Genomic DNA, 17,608 nt, shown 5'->3' on the forward strand with positions numbered 1-17,608 from the left:
TGACCACAGGAATTCCCCCGAATAGGGGAATGGGTAGTGCTGACATTGGCGCATCGCGGTTTAGCCGAGGAGATTCCCCTCATGCGCGCTCGGCCGACCGTGGGCGGCCCGCTCCCAGGGCATGTCCCGGGCCCCGTCCCCGGTCAGCCGAGCGCGCCGGTCACGGCCCGCCGAAGCTCCCATGCCGTCCCGCGCCCCCGGCGAACCGCGCCGCGCCGTCCAGCCCCTCGGCCAGCGCCGCCTGACCGTGGCGCAGCTCCCGCGCCATGGCCTCGTCCTCCGGCAGCCCCTCCTGCTCCAGCAGCGAGGCCCGGTCCGAGCGCAGACACGTCTGCGGAAAGCGGGCGATCTCGGCCGCCAGCCGCTCCGCCTCCGCGCGCGCCCGCCGCGGCGGTACGACGCGGTTGGCGAGCCCGATGGCGTACGCCTCGTCGGCAGGCACCGGCCGTCCCGTCAGCACCAGGTCCATCGCCCGGCTCGCGCCGATCAGCCGTGGCAGCCTTACCGTGCCGCCGTCGATCAGCGGGACGCCCCAGCGGCGGCAGAACACCCCGAAGACCGCGTCCTCCTCGGCGACGCGCAGATCGCACCAGAGCGCCAACTCCAGCCCGCCCGCCACCGCGTGGCCGCTGACCGCCGCGATCACCGGCTTGGACAGCCGCAGCCGGGTGGGCCCCATCGGGCCGTCGCCGTCCTCGGCCACCCGATTGCCGCGCGGTGTGCCGACGGCCTTCAGATCGGCCCCGGAGCAGAAGGTGCCGCCCTCGCCCCACAACACCGCGACCCGCGCCCCGGGATCGGCGTCGAAGGCGCGGAAGGCGTCGGCCAGCGCCATGGCGGTCGCGCCGTCGACGGCGTTGCGCACCTCGGGACGGGAGAGCACGACCGTGGTGACCGGGCCCTCCCGCTCCGTGCGAACCGTAAGGCGCGCACCGGTCGCGTCCTCCGCGTCACCGGCGGCGTCCTCCGCTGCCTCCGCGTCGGCCGCTTCCGCTGCCCCCGAGCCGGCCGCGCCGTCCGTGGGCGTCACCGCGCGTCCTTCGGGCGGGCCCGCTCCAGGATCGGGCCGGTGTCGGTGCCGGGCGGCAGGGTGCCGAAGGCGTGCCCCCAGTCCCCGTCGAGCCGCGAGGCGCAGAACGCGTCGGCGACCGCCGGATGGCTGTACCGCACCAGCAGGCTGCCCTGGAGCACCAGCGTCATCTGCTCGGCCAGCCGGCGCGCCAGCAGCTGCGCCCGCTCGGGGTCGGTGAGCTGCGGCAGTAGCCCGCGCAGCCGGTCCACGGCCGCGTCCAGCCTGGCGTCCGCCCCGGCCGCGGTGTCGACCTCGGCGAGGAACGCCTCCAGGGCGCCGTTCTCCCGGCCCAGCGCGCGCAGCACGTCGAGCGCCGCGACGTTCCCCGAGCCCTCCCAGATCGACAGCAGGGGCGCCTCGCGATACAGGCGCGGCATCCCGGACTCCTCCACATAGCCGTTGCCACCCAGGCACTCCAGGGCCTCGGCGGCGTGGGTGGCGCCGCGCTTGCACACCCAGTACTTGCTCACCGCGAGCCCCAGCCTGCGCAGCGCCGCCTCGCTCTCGTCCCCGTCCTCCGCGCGGTCCAGGGCGGACGCGAGCCGCATCGCGAGGGTGGTGGCCGCCTCCGACTCGACCGCCAGATCGGCGAGCACATTGCGCATCAGCGGCTGGTCCACCAGCTCGGCGCCGAACGCCCGGCGGTGCTCGGCGTGGTGCAGCGCCTGCCGCAGCCCGGCCCGCATGCCAGCGGCCGAGCCGATGACGCAGTCCAGCCGGGTGACGTTGACCATCTCCACGATGGTCCGCACCCCGCGGCCCGGTTCGCCGACCCGCCAGGCCAGGGCGGACTCGTACTCGATCTCGGCCGACGCGTTGGACCGGTTGCCCAGCTTGTTCTTGAGCCGCATCAGCCGCAGCGGATTGCGGCTGCCGTCCGGCAGCACCCGGGGCACCAGGAAGCAGGTGACCCCCTCCTCCGTCTGGGCCAGTGTCAGGAAGACATCGCTCATCGGCGCGGAGGTGAACCACTTGTGGCCGGTGAGCACGTAGCGGCCCTCGCCGTCCGGTACGGCCCGGGTGGTGTTGGCGCGGACGTCCGAGCCGCCCTGCTTCTCGGTCATCGACATGCCCGCGATCAGGCCCCGCTTGCCGAGCGGCGGGCGCAGCCCGAAGTCGTAGGTACGGGCGGCCAGCAGCGGCTCGTACACGGCGGCGAGCTCCGGCTCGGCGCGCAGCGCCGGGACCGCGGCGTACGTCATGGAGATCGGGCAGCCATGGCCGGGCTCGGCCTGCGCGAACGCGTAGAACTTGGCCGCCCGCACCAGATGGGCGCCGGGGCGGGTCTCGCTCCACGCCGCCGCGTGCTGGCCGCTCTCCACGGCGACGCCCATCAGCTGGTGGTAGGCGGGGTGGTACTCGACCTCGTCGACGCGGTGGCCGTAGCGGTCGTGGGTGTGCAGCACCGGGGGGTGTTCCTCGGCCATCCGCGCCCAGTCCTGCACCTCGGCGGAACCGGCCCGCGCGCCCAGGTCCCGCACCTCCTGTTCGCCCCAGCCGCCGCCGTGCCGCCGCAGCGCCTCCAGCAGGGCGGGGTCGTCCGCGGTGCTGAAGCCGATGAGCGGCGGGGCCTGGTTGAGGACCTCGTGCGTAGCGCTCATGGCAGACATCTCCTCGTTCGCGGTGGTCTCCCGGGCCCGGCCGGATCTTACACTTCCATTATGCGCGACGTAGAACTGTAATGGATAGGGTTTCGCGTAACCATGGACGACACCGGAACGCTCACCCTGCGGCCACTGACCGCGCGCTCGGTCGTGCTCAGCACCCTGCTGGGCCTGCACCCGCCCCAGCTGCCCGCCCGCGCCCTGGTGCGCGTCGGCGCGCTCTTCGGCACCGCCGAGGGCACCATCCGGGTCGCGCTCACCCGGATGGTCGCGGCCGGTGACCTGGAGCAGAGCGGCGGCAGCTACCGGCTCACCGACCGGCTGCTGGCCCGCCAGGCACGGCAGGACGAGAGCCGCGCCCCCCGCACCCGGCGCTGGGACGGCGCCTGGGAGATCGCGATCGTCACCTCCGACCGGCGCGAGGCGGCCGAGCGCGTCGCCCTCCGCCAGGCCATGTCCACCCTGCGCCTGGCCGAACTGCGCGAGGGCACCTGGATGCGCCCCGCCAACCTCGTCCACCCGCGCCCGGACGTCGTCGCCGAGCAGTGCGGCTGGTTCACCGGCGCGCCGGAGGACGATCCGGCCGAGCTCGCCGCGCGCCTGTGGGACCTGGACGGATGGGCCCGCCAGGCCCGGCTGCTCGGCGCGGCGCTGGACGACGCGGAGGAACCCGCGGATCGCTTCACCGTCGCGGCCGCCGCCCTCCGCCACCTCCTCGCCGACCCCGTCCTGCCCGCACGGCTTCTGCCGGAGGACTGGCCGGGCACGGAGCTGCGCCGCCGCTACGACGCCTTCGAACGCGACTTCCGGGCGTGGCTGCCGCGGTACGCGGGCGGCTGACCACGATGGTGTCCGCTGGCTACGCCGATTCGCGGATCACGACGGTGTCCCTCAGCGGGGGACGCCGCCCCGCGCCCCGCTACGCCGATTCGCGGATCACCAGCTCCGTGGGGAGGACCAGCGCCGGTTCGATGCTCTCTCCGGCGGTCAGGCGCAGCAGTTGGCGGGCCAGACGGCGGCCGATGCCGCCTATCGGCTGGCGCACGGTGGTCAGCGGGGGTTCGGTGTAGCGCGCGGGCTCTATGTCGTCGAAGCCCACCACCGCCACGTCGTCCGGCACCCGCCGACCGGCCCGGCGCAGCGCCCGCAGCACCCCGATCGCCATCAGGTCGGAGGCCACGAACACCCCGTCCAGCCGCGGCTCCCGGTCCAGCAGCTCCCGCATCGCGACCGCCCCCGACTCCTGGGTGAAGTCCCCGACCGCGACCTGCGCCGCCAGCCGCGCCCCGTCCAGCGCCGCCCGGTAGCCCGAGAGCCGGTCCATCCCGGCCACCATGTCCTGCGGGCCCGCGACCGTGGCGATACGGGTGCGCCCGGAGCGGATCAGGTGTTCCACGGCCAGCGCCGCGCCCGCCGTGTTGTCCACCCCCACGTACGGCGGCGACGCCGGGCCCGGCACCCGCTCGTTGCAGACCACCGGGATGCCCATCCGGGCCAGCGCGGCGGGCAGTGGATCGGCGCCGTGCATCGACGCGACCATGACCCCGTCCACATGGCGGGCCAGCACGAAGCGCTCGATGCGGTCACGGCTGGCGGCGGAGCGGGCCATCATCAGCACCAGCTGCTTGTCCGCGGCCTCCAGCTCCTGGCTCACCCCGCGCACCACGCCCGGGAAGAACCGGTCGTCGGAGAAGACCCGGCCCGGATCCTCGGGGAGCACCAGCGCGAAGGAGTCGGTGCGCTGGGTGACCAGGCTGCGGGCCGCCTGGTTGGGGATGTAGCCCAGCTCCTGGATGGCGCTCAGCACCGCCTCACGGCTGTCCTCGCCGACCTTGGTCGAGCCGTTGACGACACGGGAGACGGTGGCGCGGGAGACCCCCGCGCGCCGCGCCACGCTCTCCAGGGTGGGCCGGGGCCGGTGCATCCGCGCATACCTCGCTGTTCGCTCACTGACGGGTCGATACAGCATGGATCAAGACCGGTCAGGGCGCGAGGACGCGGGCGCGGCAAGCCGACGGGGAGCCCCAGGCGGAGCGCAGGGCGCGGGCCTTGCGGATCCACAGCGAGAGGTCGTACTCGTCGGTGTAGCCGAGCGCGCCGTGCAGTTGGAGGGCGGTGCGCGCCGCCGCGTACGCGGCCTCGCCGGTGGCCACCTTCGCCGCGGCGACCTCCGCGCGGGCGTCGCCCGTGGACCCCGACGCGAGCGCGCCGCCCGCGGGCCCCGACGCGAGCGCCACCGCGGCCCCGTACAGCAGCGGCCGGGCGAACTCCAGGCCGATGAGCGCGTCCGCCAGCCGGTGCTTCACCGCCTGGAACGAGCCGATCGGGCGGCCGAACTGGGTGCGCTGCCCGACGTACGCCGCGGTGCGCTCCACCAGCGCGAGCCCGGTGCCGAGCGACAGCGCGGCCGTGGCGAAGGCGGCCCAGTCCGCGGCGCGCGCGGCGGCCGCGGCCACGGCCGGGCCCCGGGCGAGCAGCTCGCCGCCGGGCAGCGGCCGGGCCAGCCGCCGGGCCGGGTCGAACGAGGGCTGGACCGGCCCGTGCCCCGGGGCCAGCCACAGCTCCTCGCCCGCGACGGCGAAGACGGCGTCGGCGGCGTCCGCGTCCAGCGCGTACGGCCCGCCGTCGGCCGCCGCGAGCGTCACCAGCGCCCGTCCGTCGGCGATCCGGGGCAGCCAGTCCTTGGCCGCCTGCCCGCTCCGCGCCGTGCCGCCCTCGGCGAGCGCGGCCAGCAGCACCGCGGCGGCGGCCGTCTCGGCCAGGGGCCCCGGCACGGCGTGCCGCCCCGCCGCGACATACGCCACGCCCAGCTCGACGGGCAGCGGCCCGACGCCCTCGTACGCCTCCGGCACGGCCAGTGACGTCACCCCGGCGTCGGCGAGCCGCCCCCACACCGCGCGCCCCGGCGCGTGCTCGCCGCGCCCCCAGGCCCGGATGGCGTGCGGCGTGCCGGCCCCGCCGAGCATCCGGTCCACGGTGCGGCCGAAGTCCGTCTGCGCCTGATCCAGCATGAACCTCATCCGAGCGCCCCCTCGTCAGCCAATGGGCTCATCACCTGCCGTGGGGCGCACCGCCTCGGCCGCGGCCACCGGCCCGTCCCCCTCACCGGCGTCCCTTCGGCAGGCCCAGCAGTCGCTCGGCGATGATGTCGCGCTGGATCTCGTTCGTGCCCGCGTAGACCGGGCCCGCCAGGGCGAAGGTGTAGCCGTCGGACCACGGGCCGGGCGCGTCCGGGTCGTCGGCCGCGTCGGACAGTTCGCCGTGGGGGCCCAGCAGGTCCAGGGCCGTCTCGTGGAGGGCGATGTCCAGCTCCGACCAGAAGACCTTGTTCAGGCTGGACTCGGCCCCGAGCGAGCCCCCGGCGGCCAGCCGGGAGGCGCCCGCGTAGGCGAAGAGCTCATACGCGCGGGCGCGGATCACCGCGTCGGCGACCCGGTCGCGCAGTGCGGCCGCCTCGATCCCCGCGTCGCTCCCGGCCTCGCCCGCCCGCTCCCGCCACAGCGCCACCCGGCGCCGCGCCGCCGCGGTGAACCGGCCGGGGCTGCGCAGGGTCAGCCCGCGCTCGTTGCCCGCCGTGCTCATCGCGATGTGCCAGCCCTGCCCCGGCTCGCCGATGACGTCCTCGTCGGGGACGAACACCTCGTCCAGGAAGAGCTCGGCGAAGGCGGGCTTGCCGTCGAGGCGGCCGATGGGGCGCACGGTCACACCGGGCGCGTCCAGGGCGAACATCAGATACGTCAGTCCCCGGTGCGGTGCGTCCGCCGCCGGGTCGCTGCGGAACAGGCCGAAGGCCCGGTCGGCGAAGGCGGCCCGGGACGACCAGGTCTTCTGCCCGCTCAAGCGCCAGCCGCCGTCGGTGCGGCGGGCGGTGGAGCGCAGCGAGGCGAGGTCGGAGCCCGACTCGGGCTCGGACCACGCCTGGGCCCAGATCGTCTCGCCGCGTGCCATCGGCGGCAGGATCCGGGCGCGCTGCTCGGCGCTGCCGTGCTCGAAGAGGGTGGGGGCGAGCAGGCTGATCCCGTTCTGGCTCACCCGGCCGGGCGCGCCCGCCGCGTAGTACTCCTCCTCGAACAGCAGCCACTCGACCACCGACGCGCCCCGGCCGCCGTACTCCTCGGGCCAGGTCACCGCCGACCAGCGGTCGGCCGCGAGGATGTGCTCCCAGGCGCGGTGCGCCGCGAACCCCTCGGCGGTCTCCAGGGAGGGGAGGGGAGCGGTGGGCGTGTGCGCGGCCAGCCACCGCCGGGCCTCGGCCCGGAACGCCGACTGCCGCTCGGTGAGATCGAGGTCCATCGGCACAGCACCCCCTCCATCAGCTCCGTCGCCGGGTTCCCTAACAAGTGTTTGGTAGGTTACCGTGGCGTCGTGACGGACAACAAGGCGCCGTACGTCCCCGGCCACGGCCTCCTTACCGGTCGCACGGCCGTCATCACCGCCGCCGCGGGCACCGGAATCGGCGGCGCCACGGCCCGCCGGTTCCTCGAGGAGGGCGCGCGGGTCGTCCTCGGCGACGCCCATGAGCGCCGGCTCGAGGAGACGGTGGCCACGCTCGCCGGGGAGTTCGGCGAGGAGCGGGTCGCCGGACGCGTCAGCGATGTGACCGACGAGGCCCAGATCGCCGCGCTGTACGACCTCGCCGAGGAGCGCCACGGACGGCTGGACGCGGTGGTCAACAACGCCGGGCTCGGCGGCACCGCCCTGCTGACCGAGATGACCGACGAACAGTGGGACAAGGTCATCGACGTCACCCTGAACGGCACCTTCCGCTGCACCCGCGCCGCCCTGCGCCGGATGAAGGCAGGCGGCCACGGCGGGGTCGTGGTCAACAACGCCTCGGTCGTCGGCTGGCGCGCCCAGGCCGGTCAGGCCCACTACGCGGCGGCCAAGGCGGGCGTCATGGCGCTCACCCGCTGCGCCGCGGTCGAGGCCGCCGCGTACCGGGTGCGGGTCAACGCGGTCTCGCCGAGCCTGGCCATGCATCCGCATCTGGTGAAGGTCACCACCCCCGAACTGCTGGCCGCGCTCACCGAGCGCGAGGCGTTCGGCCGGTACGCCGAGCCCTGGGAGGTGGCCAACGTCATCGTCTTCCTGGCCAGCGGCTACTCGTCGTACATGACGGGCGAGACGGTGTCCGTGAGCAGCCAGCACCCATGAGGCGAGAATGAGAACGTGCCGAATTCCACCAGGAACCGCGCTTCCACCGGAAACAGTGCGAAGAACAGCGAGAAGAAGACGACCGTGACCCCGTCCCCCGAGCGACGGCGCGAACTGCTCTCGACCGCGGCGGAGGTCTTCGCCGCCCAGGGGTACAACGCGACCACCGTCCGCCGGATCGCGGACGAGGCGGGGATGCTCGCGGGCAGCCTCTACTACCACTTCGACTCCAAGGAGTCGATGGTCGACGAGATCCTCTCCACCTTCCTGAGCGAGCTCTGGGCCGGGTACGACGAGGTGCTCGGCGCCGGACTCGGCCCCCGGGAGACCGTCGAGGCACTCGTCACCGAGTCCTTCCGGGAGATCGACCGGCACCGCGCCGCCGTCGCGATCTACCAGAAGGAGTCCAAGCACCTGTCCACGCAGCCGCGCTTCCGCTATCTCGCCGAATCGCAGGGCAGATTCGAGCGGGCGTGGCTGGGCGCGCTGGAGCGCGGAGTGGCCGAGGGGGTCTTCCGCGCCGACCTCGACATCCGGCTGGCGTACCGCTTCCTGCGCGACACGGTGTGGGTCGCCGCCTCCTGGTACCGGCCAGGTGGCCAACACAGCCCCGAGGAGATCGCCCGCCAGTATCTGTCGATGGTCCTGGACGGCATCACTCCGCGAGAAGAACAGACACGTCAAGAAGAGCAGACACGTCGAGACCGGACACAAACGAACGGCACAGCGAACGACACAACGACCGTAAGACCGTCATGACCTGAGGGATCTCAAGGAGCTGCCATGCCCGAGGCATACATCGTGGAAGCGGTAAGGACGCCGGTGGGGCGACGGAAGGGCGGGTTCGCCTCCGTCCACCCCGCCGACCTCGGCGCCCATGTCCTGCGCACGCTGATGGAGCGCTCGGGCGCCGATCCGGCCGCCGTCGAGGACGTCGTCTTCGGCTGTCTGGACACCGTGGGCCCGCAGGCCGGGGACATCGCGCGCACCTGCTGGCTGGCCGCCGGGCTCCCGGAGGAGGTCCCGGGCGTGACCGTCGACCGGCAGTGCGGCTCCTCGCAGCAGGCCCTGCACTTCGCCGCCCAGGCGGTGCTCTCCGGCACCCAGGACCTGGTGGTCGCGGGCGGGGTGCAGAACATGTCGATGGTGCCCATCGGCTTCGCGAGCGGCAAAGCCAGTGCGCCCCTGGGGCTGACCGAAGGCCCCTTCGCGGGCTCGGAGGGATGGCGGGCGCGCTACGGCGACCGGCCGGTCAGCCAGTTCTACGGAGCCGAGCTGATCGCCGAGAAGTGGGGCATCACCCGCGAGGCCATGGAGGAGTTCGCCCTGGGCTCCCACCAGCGGGCGCTGCGCGCCATCGACGAGGGCCGCTTCGACCGCGAGACCGTCCCGTTCCGGGACGTCTCGGTGGACGAGGGGCCGCGCCGGGACACCAGCCTGGAGAAGATGGCCGCCCTCAAGCCGCTCATCGAGGGCGGGCGGCTCACCGCGGCGCTCTCCTCGCAGGTGTCCGATGGCGCCGCGGCCCTGCTGCTCGCCTCCGAACAGGCCGTACGGGAGCACGGCTTGACCCCGCGCGCCCGGGTGCACCATCTGTCGGTGCGCGGCGAGGACCCGATCCGGATGCTGTCCGCGCCCATACCGGCGACCGCGCACGCGCTGAAGAAGACCGGGCTGACCATCGGCGACATCGACCTGGTCGAGATCAACGAGGCGTTCGCCCCCGTCGTCCTGGCCTGGCTGAAGGAGACCGGCGCCGACCCCGAGCGGGTCAACGTCAACGGCGGCGCCATCGCCCTGGGCCACCCGCTCGGCGCCACCGGCGCCAAGCTGATGACGACCCTCCTGCACGAACTGGAGCGCACCGGTGGCCGCTACGGCCTGCAGACGATGTGTGAGGGGGGCGGCCAGGCGAACGTCACGATCGTCGAGCGGTTGTGAGGACCGCGGCGACCGACTCGACGGACGGAGTCCTGCGCATCGCCGAGCGGTTGTGAGGACTCCGACCGGACGCCTTCCCGTGGCGACCGTGCCCGGCCCCACAGATGATGGTGCTGCTCCGAGGGCGTGACCGAGGCCGGGAGGACAGTGCCATGGCGTGCGGATCGACCAAGCTCTGGAACGGCGAGGCCACCTGGTTCTGTTGCGGCAGCGCCTGGGGCCCGTGCGCCTCCGAGGGCGGTGGCGCTTGCGGCACCTGCCGGTCCAGCGCCCTGCAGGCCGCCTGGCCCAACGCCTCCAAGGAGTGCTGGGACATCACCCGGCCGGACCTGTGCGGCGAGGACATACCCCGGCGCGGCTGCGGCTCGGTCATGAAGGTGCGCCATGACTGCTCCGGCGCCAGCGTCTGTGTCACCGTCAGCGACTGCGGCCCGCGCACCCGCGGCTTCTGCTCCGAGTCCACCTGCTGCGACGGGGTCTGCCGCACCAACCGGATCATCGACCTCACCCCCGCCGCCTTCTCCGCCATCGGCAGCCTGAGCTCCGGCACCCTGCCGGTCTCCATCTTCGAATGAGGCGGGCCCGGCCATGAGCGCGTACCGAACCCGCGACCCCCTCGACCGCCGTCGCTTCCTCACCACCGCCGCCCTCCACGGCGCCACCGTCATCGGGGCGACCGCCCTGGGCGCCGTGGACGCGGACGCCGCCTTCGCGGCGCCCATACGGCCCCTGGACCCCGCGGTCGCCGAGAGCGCCTTCGCCGAGGGGCGGATCACCGCGATCAACGACGACGTTCTGGCGGTCGCGGGCTCCTACGGCGACCACTCCCGGGTGCGGGTCACGGGCGCCACCAGTGTGTGGAAGGCGCGGGCCACCACCGCGGCCGACATCGAGACCGGCGACGGACTCTACGCCCGGGGCGTTCCCCTGCCCGACGGCACCCTCGCCGCCGACGCGGTGTGGGTCAACATCGTGAACCTCCACGCCACCATCCGCGGCATCGAGAAGACCCGGCTGCACCTCGCCCACGGGCAGCACGAGATCGTCGGCAACCTCATGGCGGAGACCACCAACGCCGCGTACGGCACCGCCTCGCCCACCGCCGATCTGTCCCGGCTCGCCATCGGGCAGAGCGCCCAGGTGCTGGGCGCGTGGCGGCCGTCCGACGGCTCCGTGGACCTGGTCCGGGTCGCGGTCGCCCCCGGCCCGGGGAGGCGGCGGTGAACGCCCTGGTCCGCGACCTCGCACCGCTGGTGCTCGCCGGGGTGCTCGGGCCGGCCGGTGCGGGCAAGCTGTTCGGCCGGGGCACCGCCCGGCAGGCGCCGCGTACCGCGCTCGCGCGGCTGCTGCGCGACGGCGGCCGGGCCGCGCTCGCCCTCCGTGCCCTCGGCGCGCTCGAACTCCTCCTCGCCGCCGCGCTGCTGGCACCGCCCGGCACCCCGCTCCCGGGAGCGGCGGCCGCCCTCCTCGGCGCGGGCTTCCTCGGCTACCTCGGCTACGCCCGCGCCGCCGCGCCCGGCTCCTCCTGCGGCTGTACGACGCACCACGACACCCCCCTCACCTGGCGCGCCTTCGCCCGCGCCGCCGCGGTCCTCGCGGGCGGGGTCGCGGCGGCCCTGGCCCAGCAGCCCTGGTGGACCGCGGCGGCCCGCCGTCCGGCCGCGGCGCTGTGCCTGGTCCTGGCCGCGGCGGCCCTCTCCGCCGATCCCGACCGCCGCTGGCGGATGCCGCTGCGCCGACTGCGGCTGCGGATCACCGGGCATCCGCTCGCCGCGACCGGAGCGCGGACGGCGGTCCCGGTCGCCGCGACCGTCGAACTGCTGGAGCGCTCGCGCGCCTGGCAGAGCGTCTCCCGCGTGGTGCGCTCCGCGCTGCTGGACCACTGGGACGACGGCGGCTGGCGCATCCTGCAGTTCGCCGGGGTGTACGGGGGCGGCCCGGCCGCGAGGCCCGTGCTGGTGCTCTTCGCGATGGACGCCGGGGCCAGCCTGGACACGGTGCGCGAGCCCGCCGTCCGGGTCAGCGTCATCGACGCGGACAGCGGGGCCCCGGTCATGGCCACGGCGTGAGGCCCGCCGAGCGGGCACCGACGGCGGTCCGGGCATCGCACAGGTGTTCCGGGGGGAGTCCCGGCGGAGCGCCCGGCGGAACGTCACCACCCCGAGTAGCCTGGGCGGCACTGCCCAGATCGAGCCGGTGGCGCGAGTAGGGGAGCGGGTATGTCCGAGAATCGGTCCGCGTCCGGCTCCCGAGGGCCCAGGTCCTGGTCCTGGTGGCGGCGGCTGGAGGACGCGTTCGACCGGTCCGCGATCGGACGCGGATGGCGCCGGGGCAGCGAATTCGAGCTGCTGCACCGCGCGATGGGCTTCGCCGCCCTGGGCTTTCTCACCCTGGTGCCCCTGCTGATCGTGGTCGCCGCGGCCGATCCGGTGAACCGGCTCGGCTTCGCCCAGTGGCTGGCCGAGGGTCTCGGGCTCACCTCGACCTCACGGGACGAGGTGCAGCGGCTGTTCGCCCCGCCCAAGCAGGCGCTGGAGTCCACCACCGCCTTCGGTCTGGCCACGCTGGCCATCTTCGGACTGCGCTTCGGCACGGTGCTCCAGGTCGGCTACGAGAAGGTGTGGGAGCTGCCGGCCGGCCGCTGGCACACCGTCTGGCGCCATCTGGTGTGGCTCGTGGTGCTGATCTGCTATCTGCTGCTCTCCGCCCATCTGGAGCCCGGCCTCTCCCGGGTGCTGGTGGCGGTGGTGGGCACGGTGCTGTTCTTCTGGTGGTCACAGCGGCTGTTGCTCGGCGGGCGGATCAGCTGGGGCGCCCTGCTGCCCGGCGCGCTGGCCACCAGCATCGGGCTGCTGGGGCTGCGGGTCTTCTCCCAGCTGGTGTTCTCCCCGCTGATCGCCTCCAGCACGGTCTCCTACGGCCCGGTCGGCACCGTCCTGGTCGTCCAGTCCTGGCTGGTGGGCGTCGGCTATGTGGTCTTCGGCGGTGCGCTCGTCGGGCGGGTGGTGCACGAGGACTATCTGCGGATGGTGGCATGGCGCCGCAAGCGGCGCCGCGACCGGGCCAAGGCGGCCGATCCGCCGGTGTGACGCCTCGGCCCGCACGCCACACGGACACACAGGCGTTCCGGCCCCGGTCGGCCTGACCCCCGAAACGCCGTCGCCTCGGGCCGGGGCGCCTGGCATGCTGGCGGTGTGAATGGACCCGAGATCCGCGTCAGCCTCGCCCCTGAGCTGCGATTCTTCGCCGTTCCCGAGCGGCGCCGCGCCTGGACGGCTGTCATCACCGACGGCGTCTCCACCCTCGGCCATGTGGTCGAGTCGCTCGGGGTGCCGCTCACCGAGGTCGGCAGGCTGCTGGTGAACGGTGAGGAGGCCGCCGTCTCGCATGTGCCGGGCGCGGGGGAGACCGTGGAGGTTCAGCCGGTCGTCCGCCCGCAGCGGGTGCCGGGCGCGCCGCTGTGCTTCCTGCTCGATGTGCACCTGGGCACCCTCGCGCGGCGGCTGCGGCTGCTGGGCGTGGACGCGGCGTACGAGAGCGAGGACATCGGCGACCCCGAGCTGGCCGCGCGCTCCGCCGCCCAGCGCCGGGTGCTGCTCTCCCGCGACCGGGGGCTGCTGCGCCGCCGCGAGCTGTGGGCCGGGGCGTATGTCTACAGCGACCGACCCGATGAGCAACTGCGTGACATCCTCGGCCGGTTCACCCCGAGCCTGGCGCCCTGGACCCGCTGCACCGCCTGCAACGGGCCGCTGGAGGACGCCGACAAGGAGACGGTCCGGGAGGAGCTGCGGCACGGCACCCGGCGTACGTACGACGCCTTCGCGCGCTGCACGGTCTGTGCGCGGGTCTACTGGCGCGGTGCCCACCACGCCCGTCTGGAGGCCATCGTGGCCGGGGCGATGGGCGAGTTCGGCGACGCGCGGGCCACGCTGTCCTGAGCGCCGGGCCGTTCGTCGCGCCGCCGAGCGGCGCTAACGGCCGCAGCGGGGGCACTGGAAGCCATGTCCGCCCGCGGTGAGTCCCTTGCCGCCGGTGCCGTAGGGGATCAGGACCATCTGGAGCCGTCCGCAGGCGCAGCGGCTCCAGACCACGACGCCCTCGCTGGTGTTGTGCCGGGAAACGATGGTGTGCGTGTCGGTGTTCATGGCAGCAGGATGACGCCGGACGACCGTTGAGGTCCATTGCACGTTTTCCGGGTCGTATGTGCAAAATGATTTCATGATTGACCTGCGTCGGCTTCATATGCTCCGGGTGGTGCGCCAGCAGGGCACGGTCACCGCGGCCGCCGAGGCCCTGCACCTCACCCCGTCCGCGGTCTCCCACCACATGCGCGAGCTCGCGCGCGAACTCAAGGTCCCGCTCCTGGAGCCGCACGGCCGCGGCGTCCGGCTGACCCCGGCCGGGCACCTGCTCATCGAGCACGCCGACGTGCTGCTGGCCCGGTGGGAGGAGGCGCGGGCGGAGCTGGAGTCCTACGGGGCGGGCATGACCGGACCGCTGCGCATCGCGGGCTTCACCACCGCGATCAGCGGCCTGATCGCCCCCGCGGCCGGGCGGCTGCGACACAGCCACCCCGACCTGCTGGTGCGGGTGCGCGAGTGCGACACCGAGGAGAGCATGGACCTGCTGGTGGCGGGCGAGGTGGATCTCGCGGTCGTGGAACCCATCGAGGGCGGGCCGCCGCCGGATGACGCGCGGTTCGAGCAGAGCCCTCTGCTGGAGGAGCCGCACATCATGCTGGTGCCCGCCGACCACCGGCTGGCGGGGGCGGCGTCGGTGCGGCTGGAGGACGCGGCGGCCGAGGACTGGATCGTCGCCGACCCGGGCACCTGCGACCACGCCCAGCGGGTGCGGATGCTGTGCGCGGCGGCCGGGTTCTCGCCGCGGATCGTGCACGCCGCCACCCACTGGTCGGCGGTCTGGTCGCTGGTCGGGAACGGGCTGGGCGTCTCGCTGATCCCGCGGCTGGCCGAGGGCCCGGCGGGCCAGGCGGCGGCACGGGTGCCGGTGGCGGGCGAGAACATTCCGACACGGCGGATCCTCACCTGCGTGCGCCGGGGCAGCCGGCGGAACCCGCTGATCGACCTCGGGATGGAGGCGCTGGAAGAGGCGGTGCGCCACCACCAGAGCCTGGACGACTGGCCCCGATCCGCCGCCTGACGACACACCATGACGCCCTCTCAGGACACCTCGTCCTGGAGGGCCTCCGGAAGCGTGGTGTGGAAGGCCGGGTGGGCGTGCAGCCGTCGCACATAGGCGCGCAGCTGCCCATGGCGGGAGACCCGGTCGGCCGCGTCGGTGTCCAGGCGGAGCCGGTGCTCGGTGTCCAGCTGGACCAGGGCCACCCACAGGTCCACATCGGCGGCGGTCAGCTCCTCGCCCAGGGCGTACGGCGCGGCCGTCAGCCCGCGGTCGAGCCGGTCGAGGGCGGTCAGCAGCCGCTCCAGCGCCGCGTCCCGGCACTCCGCCTCGGCTGCCGTCCCGGCCTGCCGGGCGGCGTGGGTGATGTCCGCGTCGAGGAGGTCCCGGAGGGCGTCGATGTCCGTGGCGAGGGCCGCCGGGCGCAGCCGGGGGCGTCCGGTCCCGCTGTCGTCGCTCAGATGGCCGGCGAGGTCGCGCAGGATGTCGGGCGTGTGATTGCTGACGACACGTCCGGTCCAGCGGTCGCACAGCGCGGGCGCGTCCACCGGTCCGCTGTAGCGGTGCCAGGTGGCCTCGTAGGCCCCGCGCAGTGCGGCGTACGCCTCGGGGGTGTCGTCCGGGAGCCCGACGAGGGTGGTGGCCACGGTGTCCCGCAGCCCGAGCAGATCGAGGGTGATGGAGACGCGCAGTGAGAGCGGACAGCTCGCGGAGAGGTAGAGCCGGTAGCGATGCGGCACCGGGTAGAAGCCACCGGCGAGGTCGACGCCGATGCGGCTGCGGAAGCGGTGCGGTGGCGCGGGCGGGGCGATCCGGGGGCGGGGCGAGCAGGGGTCGGGGTCGAGAAGAGCGGCAGGACCTGAACTGACCGGAAACGTCTCGGACATGGCTCTCCAAGGCAGTGACGGAAGCCCCGGCCACCGCCGGTCCGGGCGGCGCCGATGGCACGACGGAAGGGAAGCCCGCGTGGGGCACCCGCCGGGACGGTGCCGGGACACACCCGACCCCCGGCGCGCGGGACCGCGCTCGGTGACCGTGTCGACTCGCGCCGACTCAGAGAGCTGGACTGGAGGCGCTGCAGATGCGCAGCAGATCGATGTGCAGCCGCCTGGTCAGGAGGCGGAGCCGGCGGAGCGGGGACAACGGCCGGGGACGCCGACGGGCGCCGTCCCCGTGGCTGTCGGTCCTGGACATCTCCACCGATCCCATCATCGGGGGCTCGCGAGGCAGCGAGACCGCGCTTGTCCCGTCCACGCCGACGGAACCTGGTCGTCACCCGGGGGCACCCCGTCGCGGGAGAAGGGTTGCCTGTCAACGAGCCGGGGCCGATGACCCACCTGAGCGGGGGTTCCGCACGGTGGGCGCTGACAATCGTGACCGTCCCTGACAGTGTCGTCGCGCTCCGCGAGGGCGTCAACCCATGCCGGAGTGGCCAACACCGGCCGACGGTACGGCGGATGCACGGCGCCCTGGCGCGATCGGCTCGGAGATGGCGCGATCGGCTCGGAGATGGCGCGACCGGCTCAGCGGAACTGCCGGTCCGGGCCGCCGGTGTCCCGCTCGATGAGGACCATGGCCGCGTCGTCCGCCAGCCGTCCCTCGGCGTGCCGGACCAGGGCGTGGCGCAGCCCGTCCAGGTACTCGGACGGGGTGGCGCCGTCCAGCGCCTCCATGGTCCGGTGCAGCGGAAAGAACTCGTTGTCGTTGTTGCGGGCCTCGAGCACCCCGTCGGTGTGCAGCAACAGCCGGTCACCGGACCGGAACGGAAAGGTCTCGACGCCTATCGCGGAAGGGCCGAGGAACTCCTCGAGGCCGAGCGGCGGCAGCGGGCGCGCCGGGTCCAGGGAGCGCACCTCGCGCTCGCGCATCACCAGGGGCGGCGGATGGCCGCGGTTGATCAGCTGGACCAGCGAATCGTCCGTCACCTGGGCGAGGAGCACGGTGACGAACTGCTCCTCGAGCTCCTGCGGGTCCTGTAGCTGGGAGCGGTCCAGCAGCTCGTACTCGCGCGCCAGCGCGGCCGCACAGCGGTGCATCACCTCGGCGAGGTCCTGCTCGTAGTGCACCGCCTCCCGGAAGGCACCCACGACGGCCGCGGCGGACCGCACCGCGGCCAGCCCCTTTCCCCGCACATCGCCGACGATCAGCCGCACTCCGTAGCGGGTGCACATCGCCTCGTAGAGGTCCCCGCCGATCTGCGCACCGCGCTCGGCCGCCAGATAGACGCTGGCGGTGTTCACCACGCCCATCCGGGCGGGCAGCGGCCGCAGCACCACGTTCTGGGACACCTCGGCGATCCGGCGGATATGGGCCAGCTCGCGGTCCCGGCGCACCCGCACCGCGCTGGTCACCACGCTCGCCACCGCCACTACCAGCAGGGCCAGCAGATTCGTGTACAGCTGCGGGGTGCCCCAGGCGTCGTTGTGGATGGCGGTGATCGCGCTGACCACGCCCGCCAGCACCGCCACCCCGGCGGTGCCGACCGGCCCCATGGTCACCGCCGCCAGCGCCGGAGCCGGGGAGAGCAGGGGGCCGGTGTAGAGGGTGTGCGCGGGGGAGAGCTCGATGCCGAGTACCGCCGCGAGGACCAGGAACGGCAGACACCGAGTGATCGCGAACAACGTCTGGCTGCGACCGCTCACCCCTGGGGCGGCACGCTTGAATCGCATAATTCGGTACTTTATCCGATGAAGAACCT

At 74.0% G+C, this 17,608-nt stretch carries 18 protein-coding genes and 1 riboswitch; of the genes, 10 read left to right on the forward strand and 8 right to left on the reverse strand.

Features of this window, described 5'->3' with window-relative positions; translation table 11 throughout:
- Positions 1 to 160: 160 nt before the first annotated feature.
- Together ACFXB5_RS10265 and ACFXB5_RS10270 are read right to left on the reverse strand one after the other, a co-directional pair.
- On the reverse strand, positions 161 to 1,030 hold the full coding sequence (locus tag ACFXB5_RS10265) for a crotonase/enoyl-CoA hydratase family protein (RefSeq protein ID WP_385204919.1): 870 nt from the start codon (positions 1,028 to 1,030) through the stop codon (positions 161 to 163).
- On the reverse strand, positions 1,027 to 2,673 hold the full coding sequence (locus ACFXB5_RS10270) for an acyl-CoA dehydrogenase family protein (protein WP_385204922.1): 1,647 nt from the start codon (positions 2,671 to 2,673) through the stop codon (positions 1,027 to 1,029). Before ACFXB5_RS10270 ends, ACFXB5_RS10265 begins: the two co-directional genes overlap by 4 nt.
- A gap of 102 nt (positions 2,674 to 2,775) precedes the next feature.
- Here ACFXB5_RS10270 and ACFXB5_RS10275 point away from each other — a divergent pair, with 102 nt between their 5' ends.
- Positions 2,776 to 3,516, forward strand: coding sequence for a PaaX family transcriptional regulator C-terminal domain-containing protein (locus ACFXB5_RS10275; RefSeq protein ID WP_385204924.1), 741 nt, complete (start codon positions 2,776 to 2,778; stop codon positions 3,514 to 3,516).
- A 79-nt stretch (positions 3,517 to 3,595) separates the two neighbouring features.
- Here ACFXB5_RS10275 and ACFXB5_RS10280 read toward each other — a convergent pair whose 3' ends face one another.
- The 3 genes from ACFXB5_RS10280 to ACFXB5_RS10290 all read right to left on the reverse strand — a co-directional run bounded on the left by ACFXB5_RS10280 (position 3,596) and on the right by ACFXB5_RS10290 (position 6,969).
- On the reverse strand, positions 3,596 to 4,600 hold the full coding sequence (locus tag ACFXB5_RS10280) for a LacI family DNA-binding transcriptional regulator (RefSeq protein ID WP_385204926.1): 1,005 nt from the start codon (positions 4,598 to 4,600) through the stop codon (positions 3,596 to 3,598).
- 58 nt (positions 4,601 to 4,658) lie between these two features.
- Entirely contained in the window at positions 4,659 to 5,696 is a 1,038-nt protein-coding gene (locus ACFXB5_RS10285; protein WP_385204928.1) for an acyl-CoA dehydrogenase family protein, read from the reverse strand.
- Between the two features lie 82 nt (positions 5,697 to 5,778).
- Complete coding sequence (locus tag ACFXB5_RS10290) at positions 5,779 to 6,969, reverse strand: acyl-CoA dehydrogenase family protein (RefSeq protein WP_385204931.1); 1,191 nt, start codon at positions 6,967 to 6,969, stop codon at positions 5,779 to 5,781.
- 72 nt (positions 6,970 to 7,041) lie between these two features.
- Between ACFXB5_RS10290 and ACFXB5_RS10295 the strand changes: the two genes are divergently transcribed.
- The 8 genes from ACFXB5_RS10295 (at position 7,042) to ACFXB5_RS10330 (ending at position 13,709) form a co-directional block, all read left to right on the forward strand.
- Positions 7,042 to 7,830, forward strand: coding sequence for an SDR family oxidoreductase (locus ACFXB5_RS10295; protein ID WP_385204934.1), 789 nt, complete (start codon positions 7,042 to 7,044; stop codon positions 7,828 to 7,830).
- 84 nt (positions 7,831 to 7,914) lie between these two features.
- Positions 7,915 to 8,589, forward strand: coding sequence for a TetR/AcrR family transcriptional regulator (locus tag ACFXB5_RS10300; RefSeq protein ID WP_385205041.1), 675 nt, complete (start codon positions 7,915 to 7,917; stop codon positions 8,587 to 8,589).
- A 24-nt stretch (positions 8,590 to 8,613) separates the two neighbouring features.
- A complete protein-coding gene (locus ACFXB5_RS10305) occupies positions 8,614 to 9,771 on the forward strand; it encodes an acetyl-CoA C-acetyltransferase (protein ID WP_262702395.1) in 1,158 nt (385 codons plus the stop codon).
- Between the two features lie 152 nt (positions 9,772 to 9,923).
- Positions 9,924 to 10,346, forward strand: a complete 423-nt coding sequence (locus ACFXB5_RS10310) for a septal ring lytic transglycosylase RlpA family protein (RefSeq protein ID WP_385204938.1) — start codon at positions 9,924 to 9,926, stop codon at positions 10,344 to 10,346.
- Between the two features lie 13 nt (positions 10,347 to 10,359).
- Positions 10,360 to 10,995 carry a cell wall protein gene (locus ACFXB5_RS10315; RefSeq protein WP_385204940.1) on the forward strand — a complete coding sequence of 212 codons (636 nt, stop codon included), beginning with the start codon at positions 10,360 to 10,362 and terminating at the stop codon, positions 10,993 to 10,995.
- On the forward strand, positions 10,992 to 11,840 hold the full coding sequence (locus ACFXB5_RS10320; protein WP_385204943.1) for a MauE/DoxX family redox-associated membrane protein: 849 nt from the start codon (positions 10,992 to 10,994) through the stop codon (positions 11,838 to 11,840). The genes ACFXB5_RS10315 and ACFXB5_RS10320 overlap by 4 nt, the downstream gene beginning before the upstream one ends.
- 150 nt (positions 11,841 to 11,990) lie before the next feature.
- The gene (locus tag ACFXB5_RS10325) at positions 11,991 to 12,860 is read left to right on the forward strand and encodes a ribonuclease BN (RefSeq protein ID WP_385204946.1); all 870 of its coding nucleotides are present in this window, start codon (positions 11,991 to 11,993) and stop codon (positions 12,858 to 12,860) included.
- A gap of 105 nt (positions 12,861 to 12,965) precedes the next feature.
- Positions 12,966 to 13,709 (forward strand): Mut7-C RNAse domain-containing protein, encoded by a 744-nt coding sequence (locus tag ACFXB5_RS10330; RefSeq protein ID WP_385204948.1) that lies wholly within the window; start codon positions 12,966 to 12,968, stop codon positions 13,707 to 13,709.
- 33 nt (positions 13,710 to 13,742) lie between these two features.
- On the opposite strand, the gene ACFXB5_RS10335 is transcribed toward ACFXB5_RS10330, so the two are convergent.
- Entirely contained in the window at positions 13,743 to 13,916 is a 174-nt protein-coding gene (locus tag ACFXB5_RS10335) for a hypothetical protein (protein WP_385204951.1), read from the reverse strand.
- Positions 13,917 to 13,989: 73 nt separating this feature from the next.
- Between ACFXB5_RS10335 and ACFXB5_RS10340 the strand changes: the two genes are divergently transcribed.
- The gene (locus tag ACFXB5_RS10340; protein WP_385204953.1) at positions 13,990 to 14,931 is read left to right on the forward strand and encodes a LysR family transcriptional regulator; all 942 of its coding nucleotides are present in this window, start codon (positions 13,990 to 13,992) and stop codon (positions 14,929 to 14,931) included.
- Between the two features lie 20 nt (positions 14,932 to 14,951).
- On the opposite strand, the gene ACFXB5_RS10345 is transcribed toward ACFXB5_RS10340, so the two are convergent.
- Entirely contained in the window at positions 14,952 to 15,797 is an 846-nt protein-coding gene (locus ACFXB5_RS10345; RefSeq protein WP_385204956.1) for a glutathione S-transferase C-terminal domain-containing protein, read from the reverse strand.
- A 345-nt stretch (positions 15,798 to 16,142) separates the two neighbouring features.
- A riboswitch (SAM riboswitch) is annotated at positions 16,143 to 16,289 on the reverse strand.
- Positions 16,290 to 16,433: 144 nt separating this feature from the next.
- The gene (locus tag ACFXB5_RS10350; RefSeq protein ID WP_385204959.1) at positions 16,434 to 17,579 is read right to left on the reverse strand and encodes a PP2C family protein-serine/threonine phosphatase; all 1,146 of its coding nucleotides are present in this window, start codon (positions 17,577 to 17,579) and stop codon (positions 16,434 to 16,436) included.
- Between the last annotated feature and the right edge of the window lie 29 nt (positions 17,580 to 17,608).

It is taken from the genome of Streptomyces sp. NPDC059455 (assembly GCF_042750115.1).
Lineage (GTDB): Bacteria > Actinomycetota > Actinomycetes > Streptomycetales > Streptomycetaceae > Streptomyces > Streptomyces endocoffeicus.

What these genes read in the sequence shown, in the direction of transcription:
- ACFXB5_RS10270 (WP_385204922.1), bottom strand. Translation starts at nt 2,673, where the DNA reads ATGAGCGCTACGCACGAGGTCCTCAACCAGGCCCCGCCGCTCATCGGC.
- ACFXB5_RS10275 (WP_385204924.1), top strand. Translation starts at nt 2,776, where the DNA reads ATGGACGACACCGGAACGCTCACCCTGCGGCCACTGACCGCGCGCTCG.
- ACFXB5_RS10280 (WP_385204926.1), bottom strand. Translation starts at nt 4,600, where the DNA reads ATGCACCGGCCCCGGCCCACCCTGGAGAGCGTGGCGCGGCGCGCGGGG.
- ACFXB5_RS10285 (WP_385204928.1), bottom strand. Translation starts at nt 5,696, where the DNA reads ATGAGGTTCATGCTGGATCAGGCGCAGACGGACTTCGGCCGCACCGTG.
- ACFXB5_RS10290 (WP_385204931.1), bottom strand. Translation starts at nt 6,969, where the DNA reads ATGGACCTCGATCTCACCGAGCGGCAGTCGGCGTTCCGGGCCGAGGCC.
- ACFXB5_RS10305 (WP_262702395.1), top strand. Translation starts at nt 8,614, where the DNA reads ATGCCCGAGGCATACATCGTGGAAGCGGTAAGGACGCCGGTGGGGCGA.
- ACFXB5_RS10310 (WP_385204938.1), top strand. Translation starts at nt 9,924, where the DNA reads ATGGCGTGCGGATCGACCAAGCTCTGGAACGGCGAGGCCACCTGGTTC.
- ACFXB5_RS10315 (WP_385204940.1), top strand. Translation starts at nt 10,360, where the DNA reads ATGAGCGCGTACCGAACCCGCGACCCCCTCGACCGCCGTCGCTTCCTC.
- ACFXB5_RS10325 (WP_385204946.1), top strand. Translation starts at nt 11,991, where the DNA reads ATGTCCGAGAATCGGTCCGCGTCCGGCTCCCGAGGGCCCAGGTCCTGG.
- ACFXB5_RS10335 (WP_385204951.1), bottom strand. Translation starts at nt 13,916, where the DNA reads ATGAACACCGACACGCACACCATCGTTTCCCGGCACAACACCAGCGAG.
- ACFXB5_RS10340 (WP_385204953.1), top strand. Translation starts at nt 13,990, where the DNA reads ATGATTGACCTGCGTCGGCTTCATATGCTCCGGGTGGTGCGCCAGCAG.
- ACFXB5_RS10345 (WP_385204956.1), bottom strand. Translation starts at nt 15,797, where the DNA reads ATGTCCGAGACGTTTCCGGTCAGTTCAGGTCCTGCCGCTCTTCTCGAC.
- ACFXB5_RS10350 (WP_385204959.1), bottom strand. Translation starts at nt 17,579, where the DNA reads ATGCGATTCAAGCGTGCCGCCCCAGGGGTGAGCGGTCGCAGCCAGACG.